Raw genomic sequence first — 16,630 nt, 5'->3', positions numbered from 1 at the left:
ATGAAGAAGTTATTTATCCTACTATTTGTTGGCTTGGCAAGTGCGGTTAGTTTCCCGACCTTTGCGACGGAAGAGTTAGCTAACGTAGAAAACATCTCTAAAATAGCGAGTCTTGTGCGATGGAGCGGCGTATTCTTCTCCATGATCGTTATCGCTGCAATGTGGTTGCTGCTTAAGTTCATCAACTCAATGGTGACCAGTTTCGGTAGTCAATTCGTGCAATATAGAATGCTACTACAAAAACTGCAGTCGTTTACTCAGTTCTTCATTTACGTGAGCACCGGTCTTATCGTGTTCATGATGAGCTTTAGAATCAACGACCAAATACTGGCCTTGATTGGTGGTACTCTCGCCGTGTCGGTAGGCTTTGCACTTAAAGACTTGGCGGCGTCATTCATCGCAGGCATCACAGTGATGATTGATAGACCCTTTCAAGTTGGTGACCGCGTCACGTTTGAAGGTAACTACGGCGACATTATCACTATTGGTTTACGTTCTGTACGAATGAGAACACTGAATGACGACATCATTACCATTCCGAATAACAAGTTCTTAAACGAAGTGACCACCAGTGGTAACTATGGCGCATTGGACATGCAGGTGGTGATTCCGTTTTACGTCGGTATGGATGAAGACATCACCCTAGCCCGCGACCTGATTCAAGAAGCGGCGTCTTCAAGTCGTTATATCCACTTGCCGAAGCCTGTTACGGTTTTGGTTAAACAGACGATTACCGATAACTACCTAGCAATACAGCTAACCTGTAAGGCTTATGTTGTCGATACTGCGTATGAAAAGCTGTTTGAAACCGACATTACCTTGCGTGTGATGAAAGAGTTTAAGAAGCACAACATCAACCCACCGAAGATTTCAGTGGCAGCGCATTAATCGCAGTTGGTTTAACGCTCGGAGAGTAAACTAATCTCCTAGTCAGGAACAAACGAAAACACCTCCGAACTTATTTCAAGTGCGGAGGTGTTTTTTAATGAGCGTTGTGCTCTGAATTTTGAACAGTAGATTAGTGGCTCAGAGGTTGGAGACCAACAATTGAGGTGTCGCTTTCTGTTGAAGATAGATACTAAAACAACTTCCCTTACCTACTTCGGATTCAACACGTATTTCACCGCCCGTTTGGCTCAAAATACTTTGAGAAACGGATAAGCCTAAGCCTGTACCATCTCGCTTAGTCGTGTAGAAAGGCGAGAAGATGCGTTTCAGCTGCTCTTCCTTAATGCCGCAGCCTTCATCTTGAACATGAACGATAGCGCCATGAGACACGCCATTTTCAACCCAATCTTCACTCGAAATCGTTAACGTACCCTGTCCGTTCATTGCATGAATTGCGTTCATTTGCAGGTTGACGAGAATTTGCAGCAATTGGTTTCGGTTCACTTCGACTGAGGTTTTAGCATTCAATTGCGAGACATACACAATGCCTTTCTTCTTCGCGCCTGTTTTTACGAGCGTAATGCTTTCATCCACAATTGGATTGATATGTTGCCATGTAATTTCGTCTTGTACGCCGCCGTGACGGCTGTATTGAAGCAGGCTTCGTGTGATGTTTCGAATTCGGTCAATCTGTTCCATGATCGCGTGGACTTCTTCGTCTACACGGCTCACTTCATCGCCCAGTTCAAACTTCATCAGCTCAACGTTGCCAAGAATTACTGCGGTTGGGTTGTTGATCTCATGAGCAATCCCCGCGGTTAATTCACCTAATGCGGCCAGTTTTTCATTGACCACCAGCTTGTCTCTGGCTTGATTGAGCAGTTTGATGTGCAGTTCGAGTTCTTCAGTTTTCTCTTTCAAGCTTGCCGTACGTGAGTGAACTTTGCATTCCAGTTCAGAAGCCGCTTGTTGAATCTCTTGATTACGCTCGTGCAGTAGATCCAACATCTTGTCGAACTGTTTAGCGAGCAACGTTAGTTCATGCTGATCATCCAAACCTAACGTGCCAATTCGCTTGTCTTGCCCCATTTGGACAAGCTTGACGACTTTATGAATGCGTTCAATGGGGTTGAAAAGATCACGGGCACCACGATGAACGATCAAACCTGAAGCTAGCAATAGCAATACAATGGTAATGCTTATTTCACCAAGGTTAGTTAAATAAGTTTGTATGAGAGGCCAAATCAGATAACCGGTGTAAAGCATGCCAATCACATTATCAAATTGGTCGTGGATTGGTTGGTAAGCCGTGATGTACCAAGCATCGTAAACATACGCTCGATCTAACCACTCTTTACCTTCATTCAAAACTTTTGAATGAACCTCATGAGAGACACGCGTACCAATGGCGCGCCCTACACTGTCTTCACTGTTCAAAGGCACATTGGTGCTGACACGAAGATCATCGAGGAAGACCGTGACCGTACCTATATGACGATTAAAGCCTTCTCTTTGCGGATAGATAAGGTTGTTGATTTGGTCGACAAGTTGAGTACTGTTATTCAGTAAGATCCCACCATCCAGAAAACCAATCACATGATCATGTTCATCTGCGATAGATATAACGGTTCGACTTACCAATCCGCGGGTCTCAACTTCTTGCCCATTGAGCATCGGAACTTCTGCTTTTTTAGCGAGGTCACGGTCGAGATAATTGAGTTCATTACGGCTTAATACACTGAAAAAAGAAGACTTGTGAGTTAGGTTCAGATATTCAAGTTTCTTTTCCATGCTCTCGACACTGCGCCAGCGCAGAAAATCGAGCTCATAACGAGATTTGTTTTCAGACACCCAGCGAGTTAGGTCTTCGTGTGAAAGATCACTCGCAAGCTTGGTTCGAAAGTTATAAGACTCAGCAAACGCACGAACGTTGTATGCTTGCTGATTTTGGATCAGGTGAATACTGTTATCGGCAACATCCAAGCGTTCATCAACATCAATCAGAGCGCCCTGCCACGTGTAATGTATTGACCAATACAGTGTGATCGCCACAAGCGCACACAAGGTAAGAATAATTGGAGCTGATGTTAGAAATAATAAGCGGTAGCGAACCATGGTTTTGAACCGGAACGCCCACTTTGACCACCAACGACGTCTAATCGGCATATTCAGAACCTTCTGTGTTCCAATCTTTGTATTTACGCTCTAGCGTTTTACGCGCGACGCCAAGATCTCTCGCAGCAGCCGACTTATTGCCATCATGGAAACTAACCAACTGTTCTATATGAGATTTTTCCACTTCTTTGAGTGTCCAAGTGTTTGGGTAACCCTCGGCAGCGTCTGCATTATTCAAGTTTGGCATTTCTGCGCCATGTGACACCGTCACTGAAATGCTAGCGGGTATAGGATCGCCATTAATCTCACGCCAATAGTGTGCTGGTGGCTTGTCTAAAAGAATGCATCGTTCAACTAAGTTTTTAAGCTCACGAATATTCCCCGGCCATTCGTATTCGTTCATCGCCAAGATATCTTCATGTGCCCAATTTGGAATAGGCATGCCAAGTTCGCTTGATAAAAGACGAGTAAAGTATGGAACAAGTTCAATCAAGTCTGATGGGCGATCTCTTAATGGCACCACATCAATCTTAAGTACATTGAGTCGGTAGAACAGATCGCGGCGGAAGTGCCCTTTGTCGACCTCTTCTTGAAGGTTTCGGTTAGTCGCCGCCACCACTCGCACGTCAACGGCAATTTCCTTTTCGCTACCGACCGGACGAATCGTTCTTTGCTCTAACACACGTAACAACGCAGCTTGCATTGGCAGTGGCATTTCACCGATCTCATCAAGGAACAAGGTGCCACCACTTGCGACTCTAAATAGGCCTTCACGGTTTTTCTTCGCGCCGGTAAATGCCCCCGAGGTATGTCCAAACAATTCACTTTCTAAAAGTTCTGGTGCAATCGCACCACAGTTGATTGGTACAAATGGCCCCGTGCGTTTACTGGCTTCATGTACACCTCGCGCAACCAGTTCTTTGCCGGTACCCGACTCACCTTCTATCAAAACGGAAGCGCGAGACGGTGCAAATTGACTGATCAGCAATTTAAGCTGTTTAGTCTTGTCTGAATTGCCGATCAATTCGGTCTTGATATGACGACTAACATCACGCTTCAACGCGTACTGCATTCTTTGGTCGAGTCGTTTATCCATACAACGCAGAACCGCTTGTATCATCTGTTCGAGGTTGAACGGCTTAAGAATAAAATCTGAAGCACCAAGCTTAAGTGCAGATATGGTCATCTCTAGATCGGCGTAGCCCGTCATGAAAATCACATCAGCTTTTCGGTCACTGTCATTAAAGGCTTCTTCCCATTCAATACCAGAACGACCTGGAAGGTTGATATCGAGAACAATGAGATCGAAGTGTTCATTGCAACGCAGAACCTCAGCCTCTTCAACCGACCCTGCGCTCGACACCTTGCCAAAGAACTTACCCAGTGCTTTCTTTAAGATAGCCTGCATCCCCAATTCATCATCGACGACCAAAACGGAAAACGCCTGATACTGAGTCAATGTGTTCGGGTTTAGATTGGATGCAGATGAACTAGGTAAAGACATAATGATTAGCCGATGAGGAAAGTTGGGACAGAGTGTACCAATTAACCTTTTGATCAACAGGGTCAAAGTGCGACATTTTGTCCTAGCTCATGTTTTGATTCATTTTATAGGGTCAAATGGCGCAGTTTTGTCCGAAATAACAGCAATTTAATGAAATCTGATGCATCATTTATTGGCATTAAGCTTGCTTATAAGGTGATGATTTCTAATTACAAGAATTAGCATCTTATGTACATGCCCTTCTTTGAGCCCTTTAAAATGAAGGCATGTCATTCATTTATAACAGAATGGACATAATAATAATGAAAGCAATTCCCCTAACTATTGCAGCTCTATCTATCGTCAGTTACACGGCTAGCAGCGCGGAAGACACCACTCATATTAAGTTGGCGACAACCACAAGTACTTATCACTCTGGTCTACTGGACTACTTATTGCCTGAGTTCGAAAAGGATTCTGGTATCAAGGTTGATGTTCTTGCCGCGGGTACGGGTAAATCACTTCGCATGGGTGAAAATGGTGACGTTGATTTGGTGATGACTCACGCACCAAAAGCGGAAGCAAATTTCGTAGAAAAAGGCTACGGCGTTTTACCTCGTAAGCTGATGTACAACGACTTTGTCATTGTTGGCCCACAAAGCGACCCTGCAAAAATTGAATCTCAAAAAGCAGTAGCAGATGTGTTTAAAGCGATCGCGACTAATAACGTGACGTTTGTCTCTCGTGGCGACGATTCTGGCACTCATAAGAAAGAGATGGGTATTTGGGCGCAAACTAAAATTGAACCAAACTTTGGTGGTTACCGCAGTGTTGGTCAAGGCATGGGCCCTACTCTGAACATGGCGTCAGAGATGCAAGGCTACACCATGACAGATCGTGGTACTTGGTTGGCTTACCAAAATAAACTGGATTTAAAAATTCTTTTCCAAGGTGACAAGAACCTATTTAACCCTTACCAAGTGATTCTGGTTAACCCTGAGCGCTACCCAAGCATTAACTACCAAGCTGCGAAAGTGTTCAGTGATTGGTTGGTGAACCCTAAAGGTCAGAAACTGATTAACGACTTTAAACTGCACGGCAAACAACTGTTTGTTGCAAGCGCAGAATAGTTTGTTGTAAGTGAACAGTCGTTTTCTGTAAGTAAAAGTAGCGCTAAGGGTTCAACCCGAATCAATTAGCGCTACGCTTAACTAAACAGTTAACGAAGCACCTAAGCAATGTCGCTTTAAAAACTATCTTGTTTTAACAGAAGATCGCTATAAAGCTGTCTCGCTTTAATAACGTTCACGCTTAAAAACACATTCACGCTTAAAAACACATTCATGCTTAAGAACAATAGCCGACCAATACACACTCAAATAGTTAGTGTCAGCTATGATTAACATCAGTCATTACCGATAAAACCTATTATCGATTTACACGAGATACTTCATGACCCTATGGCAAACAACGATTGATGCAATGAATCTACTGGTGAGTTTTGACCACGAATTGTGGCAAATCGTCGCGGTATCCTTCAGCGTATCTTTGTCCGCCATCTCATTGGTGATTGTTCCTGCAATCCTTATGGCTTTCTTATTGGCTTATACCGAGTTCCCCGGGAAATGGGCTCTGCTTTCTGTGATCAACACCCTGCAAGCAATCCCTACTGTGGTTATCGGTTTGTTGATGTACATGATGCTTTCTCGCTCTGGCCCGCTAGGTGATTGGCAATTACTGTTCACCCAAAAGGCGATGATTCTAGGTCAGATGCTGATATGTTTCCCTATCCTAGTTGCGATGATGCATGGCGCTTTGCAGGCCAGTGACCGCCGAGCGGTAGAAACAGCGCGTACACTTGGCGTTTCAACAACACGCGTGGCGTGTACTTTGATTTGGGAAACACGTTTTCCTCTATTAGCTGCAACCATTGCTGCCTTCTCTCGTATCGTGACAGAGGTAGGTTGTTCAATGATGGTCGGTGGCAACATTATGGGAATGACAAGAAACATCCCAACAGCTATCGCCATGGAAAGCCACAAAGGCGCATTCGCTCAAGGCGTCGCCCTCGGTATGGTGTTATTAGCATTGGCATTAGCCCTTAACTTTTTCCTTTCCAGTGTGAGAGGAAAAGGCTATTTAAGAACTTAGGAACGCTGTCATGAGTATAAAAATAACAACGCAGCAAATTTCAATGCGCTACAAAGAGCGCGTTTTGTTCCACATTCCCGAACTGTCGATCGGCCCTAACGATGCCATTTATCTCAAAGGCGATAACGGAGTTGGCAAAACGACCCTACTTAAAATCTTATCAGGATTGATCAAGCCGAGCTCTGGCCGCATTCAGTCTCCGATACAAAGCTGGCAGCAGATCTTGTTCCCTAGGCTCAAGTTCAAAGACATTATCTACCTGCATCAAACCCCATATCTTTTTGATGGTTCGGTGTACCAAAATGTCGCTTATGGCATTCGCTTTAACAAAGAGAGCCAAAAAGATAAGCGAGCTCAAATAATTAATGCATTGAGAATGGTAGGTTTAGAAACCTTGGCAGATGAGCACATCTCGGTGCTGTCTGGTGGTGAGCGTCAACGCGTAGCAATGGCTCGAGCTTGGATTCTTAAGCCTTCAATCTTGCTTATGGATGAACCAAGTGCTTCTTTAGACAAAGAATCTATTGAAAGATTGGTCATTATGGCCGAAGATCTTCTTCAGAGAGGCGCGAGTTTAGTCATCACCAGTCACCAAACTAACGCGTTAACCGATTTATGTAAGAAGCAGTGGTGGATCAAAGACAACACTTTGACCGAATCACCGCTTCTGCAAGTTATTAAAAAGAACAAAGCACAAGAGAATATTTATGCTGCTTCCAACGCAAACTAGTTGGGTTATTTTGGCTGGCGGACAAGCCAGCCGTATGGGCGGAAAAGATAAAGGACTCGTTGAGCTCAACGGTTCTCCGCTTATTCAATACGTTATAAACAAGCTGTCACAACAAGATGTCAGCATTACCATCAATGCCAATCGTAACTTAGACAGTTACCAAGCATTTGCTCCGGTTGTTTCCGATTCTTTCCCTGACTACCCAGGTCCTTTGGGTGGCATTCATGCTGGCCTTAAAAACGCGAACACCGACTGGGTTGGCTTTGTCCCGTGCGACAGCCCACAAATCAGTGACGACCTTGTTGAGCGTTTTTGTTCTGCAGTTAAAGAAGACAGCGACATTCTTGTCGCGCATGATGGCGAATTTAAGCAACCTGTATTCACCCTATTCCACAAACGTGTTCTGCCAAAGTTAGAAGCGTTTTTGGAACGTGGTGATCGTAAAATCATCTTGCTATACAAAGAGTGTGTCACCGAATACGTTGATTTTAGCGATTCTCCTAACTGCTTTGTCAATCTCAACACGCCAGAAGAACTCACCCAATTCGGAACGCTTCAATAATGAAAGATTCTAAACAACGTCCTAACCTTCCTTTATTGGGCTTTGCTGCTTACAGCGGTACAGGTAAAACGACCGTACTTGAAGCCCTGCTTCCTTTATTAACTGATGCGGGTTTAAAAGTTGGCGTATTAAAACATGCTCACCACGATTTTGATGTCGATAAGCCGGGTAAAGACAGTTACCGCTTACGTAAAGCGGGCGCGAACCAGATGTTGATCGCTTCTCGCAACCGTCACGTGATGATGACAGAGACGCCAGAAGCCGAAGCAGACTTCGATTACCTGCTGACTAGCTTTGATACCAACACGCTTGACCTGATTTTGGTTGAAGGCTGTAAGAACATCGCTTTCCCTAAAATTGAATTGCACAGAGATGAAGTGGGTAAACCTTGGTTGTATCCGAACGATAACAACATTATTGCTATCGCGGCAGACAGCCACGTTGAATCTGACTTGCCTCAAATGGCGATCAGCGACTTAGAAGCGATTCGTGATTTCATCATCGAGTATGCTCAGTCATTCGACCTTGCCTCTGCAACAGGCAAAGCAGTCTCATGCTCACCTTCAAAAGACGTAGCTCCAGCTGTTTGTTGTGATTCGTTCTCTCCTGCAGGTTTAACCGTTACTCAAGGTCAGCAAAAGATTGTTGATAGCATTGACGCGTTGGTTCTCACAGAATCAGTGGCGTTAGAAAAAGGCTACGGTCGCGTATTGGCTGAAGATGTGATTTCACCAATCAATGTGCCTCAGAATACCAACTCTGCAATGGACGGTTATGCGATTCGTAGTGAAGATCTAGAATTGGGCTGCTACCAATTGGTTGCTGAAGTTATGGCTGGCCACAGCTACGACAAAACCGTTCAACAAGGTGAAGCTGTTAAGATCATGACAGGTGCGCCAATGCCAGAAGGCGTTGATGTTGTTGTGATGCGTGAGCAAGCTGTTCAAGAAGGTGGCAAGGTTAGCTTCCCTGACGCGAAAATCTTAGTTGGACAAAATGTCCGTATGGCGGGTGAAGATTTAGAAATCGGCCAACCTGTCTTTACGCGAGGCACACGAATCGAAGCACCAGAAATGGGCATGATGGCGTCATTGGGTTTTGGTAGCTGCCCTGTTCTACGTAAAGTAAAAGTCGGTGTGTTCTCTACGGGTGATGAAGTTCAAGCACCGGGCAGCGAGCAAAAACCAAACTCTATCTACGATTCAAACCGCTTTACTATTATCGGTATGCTTCAGAAGCTAGGTTGTGACATCGTTGACTACGGCATCATTGAAGATGACGAACAAAAGATGATGGATGTACTTCATGCTGCGTCGTTAGAGACCGACATGGTGCTAACGTCTGGCGGTGTGTCTGTTGGTGATGCTGACTACATTAAACTGGCATTAGATAAGCTGGGTGAAATCAACTTCTGGCGTATCAACATGCGTCCAGGTCGCCCATTGGCTTACGGTAAAATTGAAAACAAACCGTTCTTTGGTCTGCCGGGTAATCCAGTTGCAGTAATGGTGTCGTTCATTAACTTTGTTGAGCCAGCGATCCGCAAGCTTCAAGGTCAAACGAACTGGACGCCAGTGAAAGCTAATGCTGTAGCAACTGAACAACTGCGCTCACGCCAAGGCCGTACTGAATTTAGCCGTGGAGTGTTCTCGATGAATGAATCAGGCGTGCTTGAAGTGAAAACAACGGGCAAGCAAGGTTCAGGTATTCTGCGTTCAATGAGCGAAGCGAACTGCTTAATCGAAATCTCTCCAGCGGTTGATACTGTGAAAGTTGGCGAGACAGTGACGATCATTCCTCTGCAAGGTCGCGTTTGATTCAAAGCTCAAACAACTAAATTGACTTAGCAGCTTTTTAATTGACTTAGAAGCTTTTTAATTGATTTGGAAGATCTTCGCCAAGACATAGACGAAGCCCCTTCTATCGAGCTTTCGATGTTAAGGGGCTTTTTGTTCTTTTCGTTTCGTGAAAAACAACCTGTTCGTTTCCTAAAAGACAAATAGCTTAAATTACGCTAAACGTTTAGAACGATAATCTTAAGATTTCTTACCATTACCTTGAGCCACGTACGGTTTTTATGTAGAGTGCGCGCAAAGTAATAATTCTATTGGAGAGCACCATGGCTCGTACCATTCTGTACACTTACAAAGACGAAGACAAAGAGTTACTGTTTTCAAAACAAGAACACCGCACGATCCAAGAAGCTGTTGCTGCAGCTGAAGGCATCGACATCTCTGAGTATCTAAAAACTGAGCAACAGCTTGAGTTGATTTCTGATACTAAAGCGGTTCGCAACTACCAAGACAACTACTTCCGCAAGCTTGGCTTTACTAAGCTTACGTTGAAGCAAAAAGACAACCTTGGTGTTGGTAAAAAGAAGAAGTAAGCCCTCTGGCTCTTTTCTTGATATTTAGCTTCTAGACTCTAGCTTTTCGCTTGTAGTTAAGCTCTAAGCTCTTAGATCTAAAGAAACGAAAACACTGAACAATAAAAAATGCCGCAACCTCTTTCGAGATTGCGGCATTTTTATTTGTGCTTTTTAACTATCTAACCTTAACTAGCTTAACTTAAGTGACGATTACTTAATGTTAAGGAATGCAGCACCACGAACGCCGCCCGAATCACCGTGCTTCGCTTTGATGATCTTAGGGCACTTCGCTACAGACAGTAGGTATTTAGGGATACGTTTTGGCATCTCTTCGTAGATAAGTTCGAAGTTTGAAAGACCGCCGCCCAATGCAACTACGTGTGGGTCAAGACCGGTAAACAGGTTCGCGAAACAGATAGCCAATAGCTCCATGAAACGATCCACGTGCTCAGCCGCTTTTGCTTCACCTTCGTTGTACGCTTGAATGATCTCGATTGCTTTCTTCTTCTCACCGAAGTAGTGCTCGTAAATCAATTCAAAGCCACGACCTGATAGGTAGCTGTCTAGACAACCTTTTTTGCCACAACCACAACCGAGTAGCGGTGCGTTGTCGCCAAGGTGGAACCAAGCATCAATAGGAAGACGCATATGGCCCAGTTCACCTGCAACGTGGTTACGACCAGAGAAAACTTTGCCTTCGTAAACTAAACCGCCACCAAAACCAGTGCCTAGAATTAGGCCTGCTACTGATGGTTCGTCTTTCAGCTCGTCATCCCACGCTTCTGAAAGCGCAAAACAGTTCGCATCATTTTCAATTTTTACACTACGACCAATAAGCGCTTCTAGGTCTTTACGTAGTGGTTTCCCCGTTGAAGCTGGCACGTTAACAACCAGCATTGTACCGTCGTCAGCATCTTCCATACCAGGAAGACCAAGACCAATTTTACCTTCGCAAGAAAATTCGCTGTCGTACTTCTTCACCAAACCGGCAATGGTATCCAGTAGCAGTTGATAATCTTCAGTAGGCGTTGGTACGCGTTCTGTTGCTACTCGCTCAAGTTTTTCATTGAACGCACCAAATTCAATTTTTGTGCCGCCAACATCGAAGCCGTAATACATGAAATCTCTCCAATTTTTCCCTAAATTCGGGCAAATAAATTTTTTAAATTAAACATCTAGGAAGCATTATCCATAACACTCCCCCTACAAACCGTGATAGATAACAAACTTATCTCGTGTTCGAATCTGTTTGAACAACAAGTCAGCACAAAGCGGTTAAAGGTTAGAGTGACGTCTCATTTTTAGTGTGCTCTATGAAAGCGTTCAGGCTTGGTTTGGTTGGATCGGACTTATAACGCGTCTTACTTAGCATGTAGCTTTCGCGAAATGTTTCAAACCACAGCTGTAAAGTCTTTGCGCCCTGCTCTTCACCTGCCTGTTTCAAAACCAAGCTCGCTACTTCTGCAGTCGAAAGATGTTGTTCGTTGTCTGACTTACGCATCATGTATTGGGAAACCGATTCTGGTTCAATCGACAACACCGGTAAGTCTTGCAGATACTCTGAACGACGGAAAATACGTCGCGCTTCACGCCAACTGCCATCAATAAAGATCAGCAGCAACGTCTTGTTCGAATCTCGCATTTCACCAAGGTCTGCAACCACGCGCGATTTGTCATCGGTATAATCTTCAGGAAAGACCACGACTGGCTGATATTTATCGTCTTTTAGCACATCAAGCATCTCTTGATTCGGTTCAGTGCGGTGCCAAAGGTAGGCATAGCTGTCTTTAACGGTATCAAGGATTAAACGGCCGGTATTACTTGGCTTGAGTATTTCGTTGTCCGATAAGATCAACATGGTCGCGATGTTCGTATTGACGTCTGGTTGATGCTTACAGATACAACTGTCTTGTTTGATTTTACAGAACTCACATCGAACCACTTTACACCCGCGCGCGTTAAACGGCTTGGTAGAAAGAGACAAACGGTGTTGATATAAACGGTGAAAAGCGTGGATTCTCATGGACAATAACGATAAATCTAGAAAAGTGGCACGATTGTACTTACAGTGTCCCTAGAATGATAGAAGGAATTCCCATGCAAGCCCCATCCCTGCTTCGCCTTGTTTGTTTTATTGTCGTTTTTGGATTGTGTGCGCTTTGGGAATACCGTTTCCCACGTAAAACACTAACCCAAAGCAAATGGTTTCGCTGGGGAAACAACTTTGCGCTGGTTGCTTTGAACAGCTTTCTATTGGCCACTCTCATTCCTATTGCTGCATTCCAAGCGGCGGTCATCGCACAAGACAACCAATGGGGTTTGTTCAATACCCTGTCACTTCCGAAAGAACTCACCATTCTGATTTGTGTATTGCTCTTGGATTGTGCCATTTACCTGCAACACTTGGTGTTCCACCGTGTTCCTTGGCTGTGGAAGCTACATCGAGTTCACCATGCGGACCTAGATATCGATGTCACAACCGGAACGCGCTTTCATCCTATTGAGATGATTCTTTCAATGCTTATCAAAGTGAGTTTAGTGATCGCGCTTGGTGTGCCTGTCACTGCTGTTGTGATCTTTGAAATTGTTCTTAATGCCAGTGCAATGTTTAACCACAGCAATGCACGTCTTTCACTATGGTTCGACAAGCGATTGAGAAAAGTGATTGTGACACCAGATATGCACCGTGTTCATCACTCGGTCATTGTGAAAGAAACCCATTCAAACTTTGGTTTCTTTTTATCTGTGTGGGACATCTGGTTTAAGACTTACCGCGCTCAACCAAAGCTTGGCCACGATAACGTTCAAATTGGCGTTCCAGAGATTCAAGATGGTAAAGAGCAACGGTTGGATTTGATGCTGCGTCAGCCATTTGTACGATTCCCGACAACGAAAGACTAGGTTCGAATTGAGTTGATTCTCAAACTTATATTGAGCTGAATTTATCTTAATCCGAAAACAAAACGCCCTTAGATTCTTGTGAGAACTTAAGGGCGTTTCTGTATCGATATAACGGTAAGAGCAGCTAATGCTTCTACTCTTGTGCTTTCAGGCTTAACTCAGCACGGTCGTTTATTTCAGTACGTATTTGTGGAGCATAGCTTGTTGGTGCCCTGCTATCTCTCCGACTTGTTCTGAACTCTCGATCATAGATTCAAGTTGCAGCTTAGTATTCTCACCTTGCTCAGATACTCGGGTGATTGAATGCGTTACATCGACAGTTGCACGAGCTTGCTGTTCGGTAGCCACCATGATTTGTTCAACCCGCCCTTTGATCTGGCTAACCGCGAATTCGATTTTCTCGAAGGCCTGTCTTACATCGCCACTGGTTTCCAGTGCATTGGCCATTTCGCTTCTCGATTCCGTTACAGAAGCGCGCGAGCGATCAGCTGCCGTGACAAGCTCATTCATCATGTTGCGAATATTGGTGGTTTGCTGGGATGTGCCGCTCGCCAATTTACGCACTTCGTCGGCAACAACCGCAAAGCCTCGACCTTGTTCACCTGCTCTCGCCGCTTCTATTGCAGCGTTCAGTGCCAATAAGTTGGTGTTTTCAGCAATACCACTGATCATGTCGACCATTTCACGAATCTGTTTCACTCGACCATCCAAGTCAGCCATCGACTCTTCGTTCATGCTAAGCGAATGCTCAAGCGCTTGTAATCGTTGCTGGTTAAGACCAACCACTTGGCTGCCATTCACTGACTCATCTTCTGCTATTTGCGCATCGTCGTTTGATGCATTAGAGATACGAGCAATCTCACCAATGGAAGCTTCCAGTTCAGTAATCGTGGTAATCATATTCTGAAGTGATTCGTTCTGTTCGTTCAAGCTCGAATTGGTTTGCTCTGCAGCGTCGTGGCTTACTTCAGCGGTTTGGTAAAGCGTTTCACAGTTGCGCGTGACCAAACGAACCGAATCAGCTGTGGAATCAACGACCGTATTGAGTTTTGAAGTAATAACTTGCAGCTCTAGCGGCCCAAGCAATTCGCTCTGTTTAGAGAAGTCATGATCTGCCAGTGAACTCAACTGTTGAGTAATGTTTTTAAGCCCTTTATTCATCCAACGACGTAACACGAACCATGAAATCACAATGATTATGGCAATCACTAGCCCGCTGATAAACAACACACGATCAATATTGGTGATGGTTTGATTTACAACCAATTCACTTTCATCAATCAAGTGGGAAGCGGTAGAAGACAACTGATTCAGTGTACTGATGACGGTGTTCGCTAAGGTGATGACTTGCGTTAGGTTCTGCTCTTGCTGCTGAACCAGTTCGAGTTTCAAGAGGATTTGTTTAATTACGCCCTCTTCGGTAAAGCCCTCTTTCACCATCTCGTAAGGCGCCGTCAAGCTCGCGAACTCAGCTATGTCTGGATGCCAATCGGAAAAATCACTGTAAGCTAAGTTAAGGCCTGCAATTCGGTTTCTCAATTGACGATATTCGTCTTGTGCTTTATTAAGGTCAGATTGCATCATCAACATTAAGAAGGTGTTTGCCATAGCAGACGCACTGGATGTAAATCGGTTCGCTGCATCGCTCGCTTCCGGGTTGCCTTCAACCAAGAATGAGCTAATTCGATTCATTTCTGGTCCAATAGATCCAACGCCATAGCGGAACTCGCCCATTTTGCTGTCGATTAGATTTTGCTTACTTTGAATCTCAATCTGCGCTAGTAGTACCATGTTGGTCATGGCTTGTAGTTGTGCCATGTCATCGATAAGGTTTTGTTGTTGCTCTAAAGAGATCGCATCAGGAAAAGACTGGGAGATAAAAAGAAGTTCCTCTAGCGTGCTATTACTCTCTGTCGCGAGTTGGTCAATTGAGCCCCTTGTAGCATTCAGTGTATCTAAGTCGGTTGATTGGGTGCTGTATGTGAGAAGTTTTACTTGTTCTAATACGCTTTGCGTTAATTCGGCGTTGTGCAGAGCAAGGGGTAAGGCTTGTTCTGAGAGTGCGTCAAAGTGTCCACCTACCCGTTCAACGCCCCGAATACTAACCATTGATAAAAAACTAACAAGTAAAAGAATGGAAATAAATACAGCAGTGACAGTTTGAATGAGCGAGAATGTATAACGTGAGGGTTTTGTTGATAAATTTGTGTCGGGCATGTGAAATCCAGTTTGACTAAGAAAAGAGATATCCTTAAGTTAGTCCGTATACTAGAAGTCCTTGATGACGTTTTTATTTCAGTTTTTTGTCAGAAGAGTTACATATGAAAATCAGAAAAACGGCTGTAGTTACAATAACTTTAGCAACATTGGCTGCTTGTAGCTCGTCACCATCGCCTTCTCAGCTTAGTCAAACCGCACAGAAACCTTTATCAAGGTCAGAACAATTGACTACAAACGCCTATATGAGTGTGTATGAACAATGGAAAGGTGTGCCGTACCATTTCGGCGGTACCTCATTTAGAGGGATAGATTGCTCCGCTTTTGTTCAAATTGCCGTGCAAAATGCGACTCAACAAGCCTTACCAAGAACGACAAAAGACCAGAGTAAAAAGGGGAAAGAAATCGCGTATGGGCAGGCAACAAGCGGTGACTTGGTGTTTTTCAAGACTTCGATGACGGTGCGACACGTTGGCGTTTACTTAGGAAACAACCAATTTCTACATGCCTCGACATCAAAAGGTGTCATTATTTCTAGGTTAGATAACCCTTATTGGGCTTCCAAGTTTTGGCATTTTAGGCGTTTATAGCGGTTCGAAAGATAAACCGCTGAGCGAGGTAACTCTAGAAAGATACGACTTAAACGCCCGTAGTTATTTATCCTAACTAATTACGACAATAAATGGGCAAATAAACCGTTAGTCGTATTTAGCAACAGCAGTATCAAACAGGTTCTTCACTAACGCGATGTATTCATCAAGGAATACAATTTGTTCGTTAGTCGCTTTCTTAGCCCACACACCCGCTAATACTTCACCAAGGTCCGCTACTACCGCATCGGCTTCTTTCAAAAGCTGAAAACGAACACTCGAATGCAACTCTGGGTTTTGTTCGAAAATAGCCATGATGTTCGTTGAAATCATGTCGGTAACAATGTCTTCGACACTTTCGTTTCCAGTATCACCATTACTATTGGTAAACACATCAAGGTTGAATGATAGGTGCTCGATTAAAGCCAAATAGCCATCGGTTTCTACAACCACAATAATTCTCCGTTTTAAGCTCTAAAGCAGATTAATACGTACTTTCCTAATACTATGTAAATGAAGCTATTTGTCATCACTTTATTGCCCAAAACCGCATTAAAATGATCCTAGTTAGTATTTCAGCTTAAATTTAAATCGATATAGCGCTATGTGGTATACCTGCCTACTT

Annotated in this window: 15 protein-coding genes; 9 read left to right on the top strand and 6 right to left on the bottom strand. The window is 44.2% G+C overall.

What is annotated here, in order from left to right:
* Positions 1-888: a mechanosensitive ion channel gene (locus ITG09_08545; protein UPR50776.1), complete on the top strand. Its 888-nt coding sequence runs from the start codon at positions 1-3 to the stop codon at positions 886-888.
* 138 nt (positions 889-1,026) lie between these two features.
* On the opposite strand, the gene ITG09_08540 is transcribed toward ITG09_08545, so the two are convergent.
* Together ITG09_08540 and ITG09_08535 are read right to left on the bottom strand one after the other, a co-directional pair.
* On the bottom strand, positions 1,027-3,054 hold the full coding sequence (locus tag ITG09_08540) for a cache domain-containing protein (GenBank protein UPR50775.1): 2,028 nt from the start codon (positions 3,052-3,054) through the stop codon (positions 1,027-1,029).
* Positions 3,044-4,507, bottom strand: coding sequence for a sigma-54-dependent Fis family transcriptional regulator (locus tag ITG09_08535; protein ID UPR50774.1), 1,464 nt, complete (start codon positions 4,505-4,507; stop codon positions 3,044-3,046). The genes ITG09_08540 and ITG09_08535 overlap by 11 nt, the downstream gene beginning before the upstream one ends.
* A gap of 302 nt (positions 4,508-4,809) precedes the next feature.
* Between ITG09_08535 and ITG09_08530 the strand changes: the two genes are divergently transcribed.
* The 6 genes from ITG09_08530 to ITG09_08505 all read left to right on the top strand — a co-directional run bounded on the left by ITG09_08530 (position 4,810) and on the right by ITG09_08505 (position 10,315).
* Complete coding sequence (locus ITG09_08530) at positions 4,810-5,616, top strand: substrate-binding domain-containing protein (protein ID UPR50773.1); 807 nt, start codon at positions 4,810-4,812, stop codon at positions 5,614-5,616.
* Between the two features lie 322 nt (positions 5,617-5,938).
* Entirely contained in the window at positions 5,939-6,637 is a 699-nt protein-coding gene (locus tag ITG09_08525; protein ID UPR50772.1) for an ABC transporter permease, read from the top strand.
* Between the two features lie 10 nt (positions 6,638-6,647).
* Positions 6,648-7,367 carry an energy-coupling factor ABC transporter ATP-binding protein gene (locus ITG09_08520; protein ID UPR50771.1) on the top strand — a complete coding sequence of 240 codons (720 nt, stop codon included), beginning with the start codon at positions 6,648-6,650 and terminating at the stop codon, positions 7,365-7,367.
* The gene (mobA, locus tag ITG09_08515; protein UPR50770.1) at positions 7,345-7,929 is read left to right on the top strand and encodes a molybdenum cofactor guanylyltransferase MobA; all 585 of its coding nucleotides are present in this window, start codon (positions 7,345-7,347) and stop codon (positions 7,927-7,929) included. Before ITG09_08520 ends, mobA begins: the two co-directional genes overlap by 23 nt.
* Positions 7,929-9,746 carry a bifunctional molybdopterin-guanine dinucleotide biosynthesis adaptor protein MobB/molybdopterin molybdotransferase MoeA gene (locus tag ITG09_08510; GenBank protein UPR50769.1) on the top strand — a complete coding sequence of 606 codons (1,818 nt, stop codon included), beginning with the start codon at positions 7,929-7,931 and terminating at the stop codon, positions 9,744-9,746. The genes mobA and ITG09_08510 overlap by 1 nt, the downstream gene beginning before the upstream one ends.
* A gap of 302 nt (positions 9,747-10,048) precedes the next feature.
* Positions 10,049-10,315, top strand: coding sequence for a DUF2960 domain-containing protein (locus ITG09_08505; protein UPR50768.1), 267 nt, complete (start codon positions 10,049-10,051; stop codon positions 10,313-10,315).
* Between the two features lie 192 nt (positions 10,316-10,507).
* On the opposite strand, the gene nagK is transcribed toward ITG09_08505, so the two are convergent.
* Positions 10,508-11,416: an N-acetylglucosamine kinase gene (gene nagK, locus ITG09_08500; GenBank protein ID UPR50767.1), complete on the bottom strand. Its 909-nt coding sequence runs from the start codon at positions 11,414-11,416 to the stop codon at positions 10,508-10,510.
* A gap of 163 nt (positions 11,417-11,579) precedes the next feature.
* Complete coding sequence (locus ITG09_08495) at positions 11,580-12,326, bottom strand: DTW domain-containing protein (GenBank protein ID UPR50766.1); 747 nt, start codon at positions 12,324-12,326, stop codon at positions 11,580-11,582.
* Between the two features lie 68 nt (positions 12,327-12,394).
* On the opposite strand from ITG09_08495, the gene ITG09_08490 reads away from it, so the two are divergent.
* Positions 12,395-13,198, top strand: a complete 804-nt coding sequence (locus ITG09_08490; protein UPR50765.1) for a sterol desaturase family protein — start codon at positions 12,395-12,397, stop codon at positions 13,196-13,198.
* A 171-nt stretch (positions 13,199-13,369) separates the two neighbouring features.
* Here ITG09_08490 and ITG09_08485 read toward each other — a convergent pair whose 3' ends face one another.
* On the bottom strand, positions 13,370-15,415 hold the full coding sequence (locus ITG09_08485) for a methyl-accepting chemotaxis protein (GenBank protein ID UPR50764.1): 2,046 nt from the start codon (positions 15,413-15,415) through the stop codon (positions 13,370-13,372).
* A 104-nt stretch (positions 15,416-15,519) separates the two neighbouring features.
* Here ITG09_08485 and ITG09_08480 point away from each other — a divergent pair, with 104 nt between their 5' ends.
* Positions 15,520-16,005, top strand: coding sequence for a C40 family peptidase (locus ITG09_08480; protein UPR50763.1), 486 nt, complete (start codon positions 15,520-15,522; stop codon positions 16,003-16,005).
* Between the two features lie 108 nt (positions 16,006-16,113).
* Here ITG09_08480 and ITG09_08475 read toward each other — a convergent pair whose 3' ends face one another.
* Positions 16,114-16,458, bottom strand: coding sequence for a DUF3802 family protein (locus ITG09_08475; protein UPR50762.1), 345 nt, complete (start codon positions 16,456-16,458; stop codon positions 16,114-16,116).
* Positions 16,459-16,630 lie beyond the last annotated feature (172 nt).

This window comes from Vibrio cyclitrophicus (genome assembly GCA_023206055.1).
Classification (GTDB): Bacteria; Pseudomonadota; Gammaproteobacteria; order Enterobacterales; family Vibrionaceae; genus Vibrio; species Vibrio cyclitrophicus_A.
The sequence above is the reverse complement of the archived record's forward strand: the minus strand, read 5'-3'. Positions and strand labels throughout refer to the sequence as shown.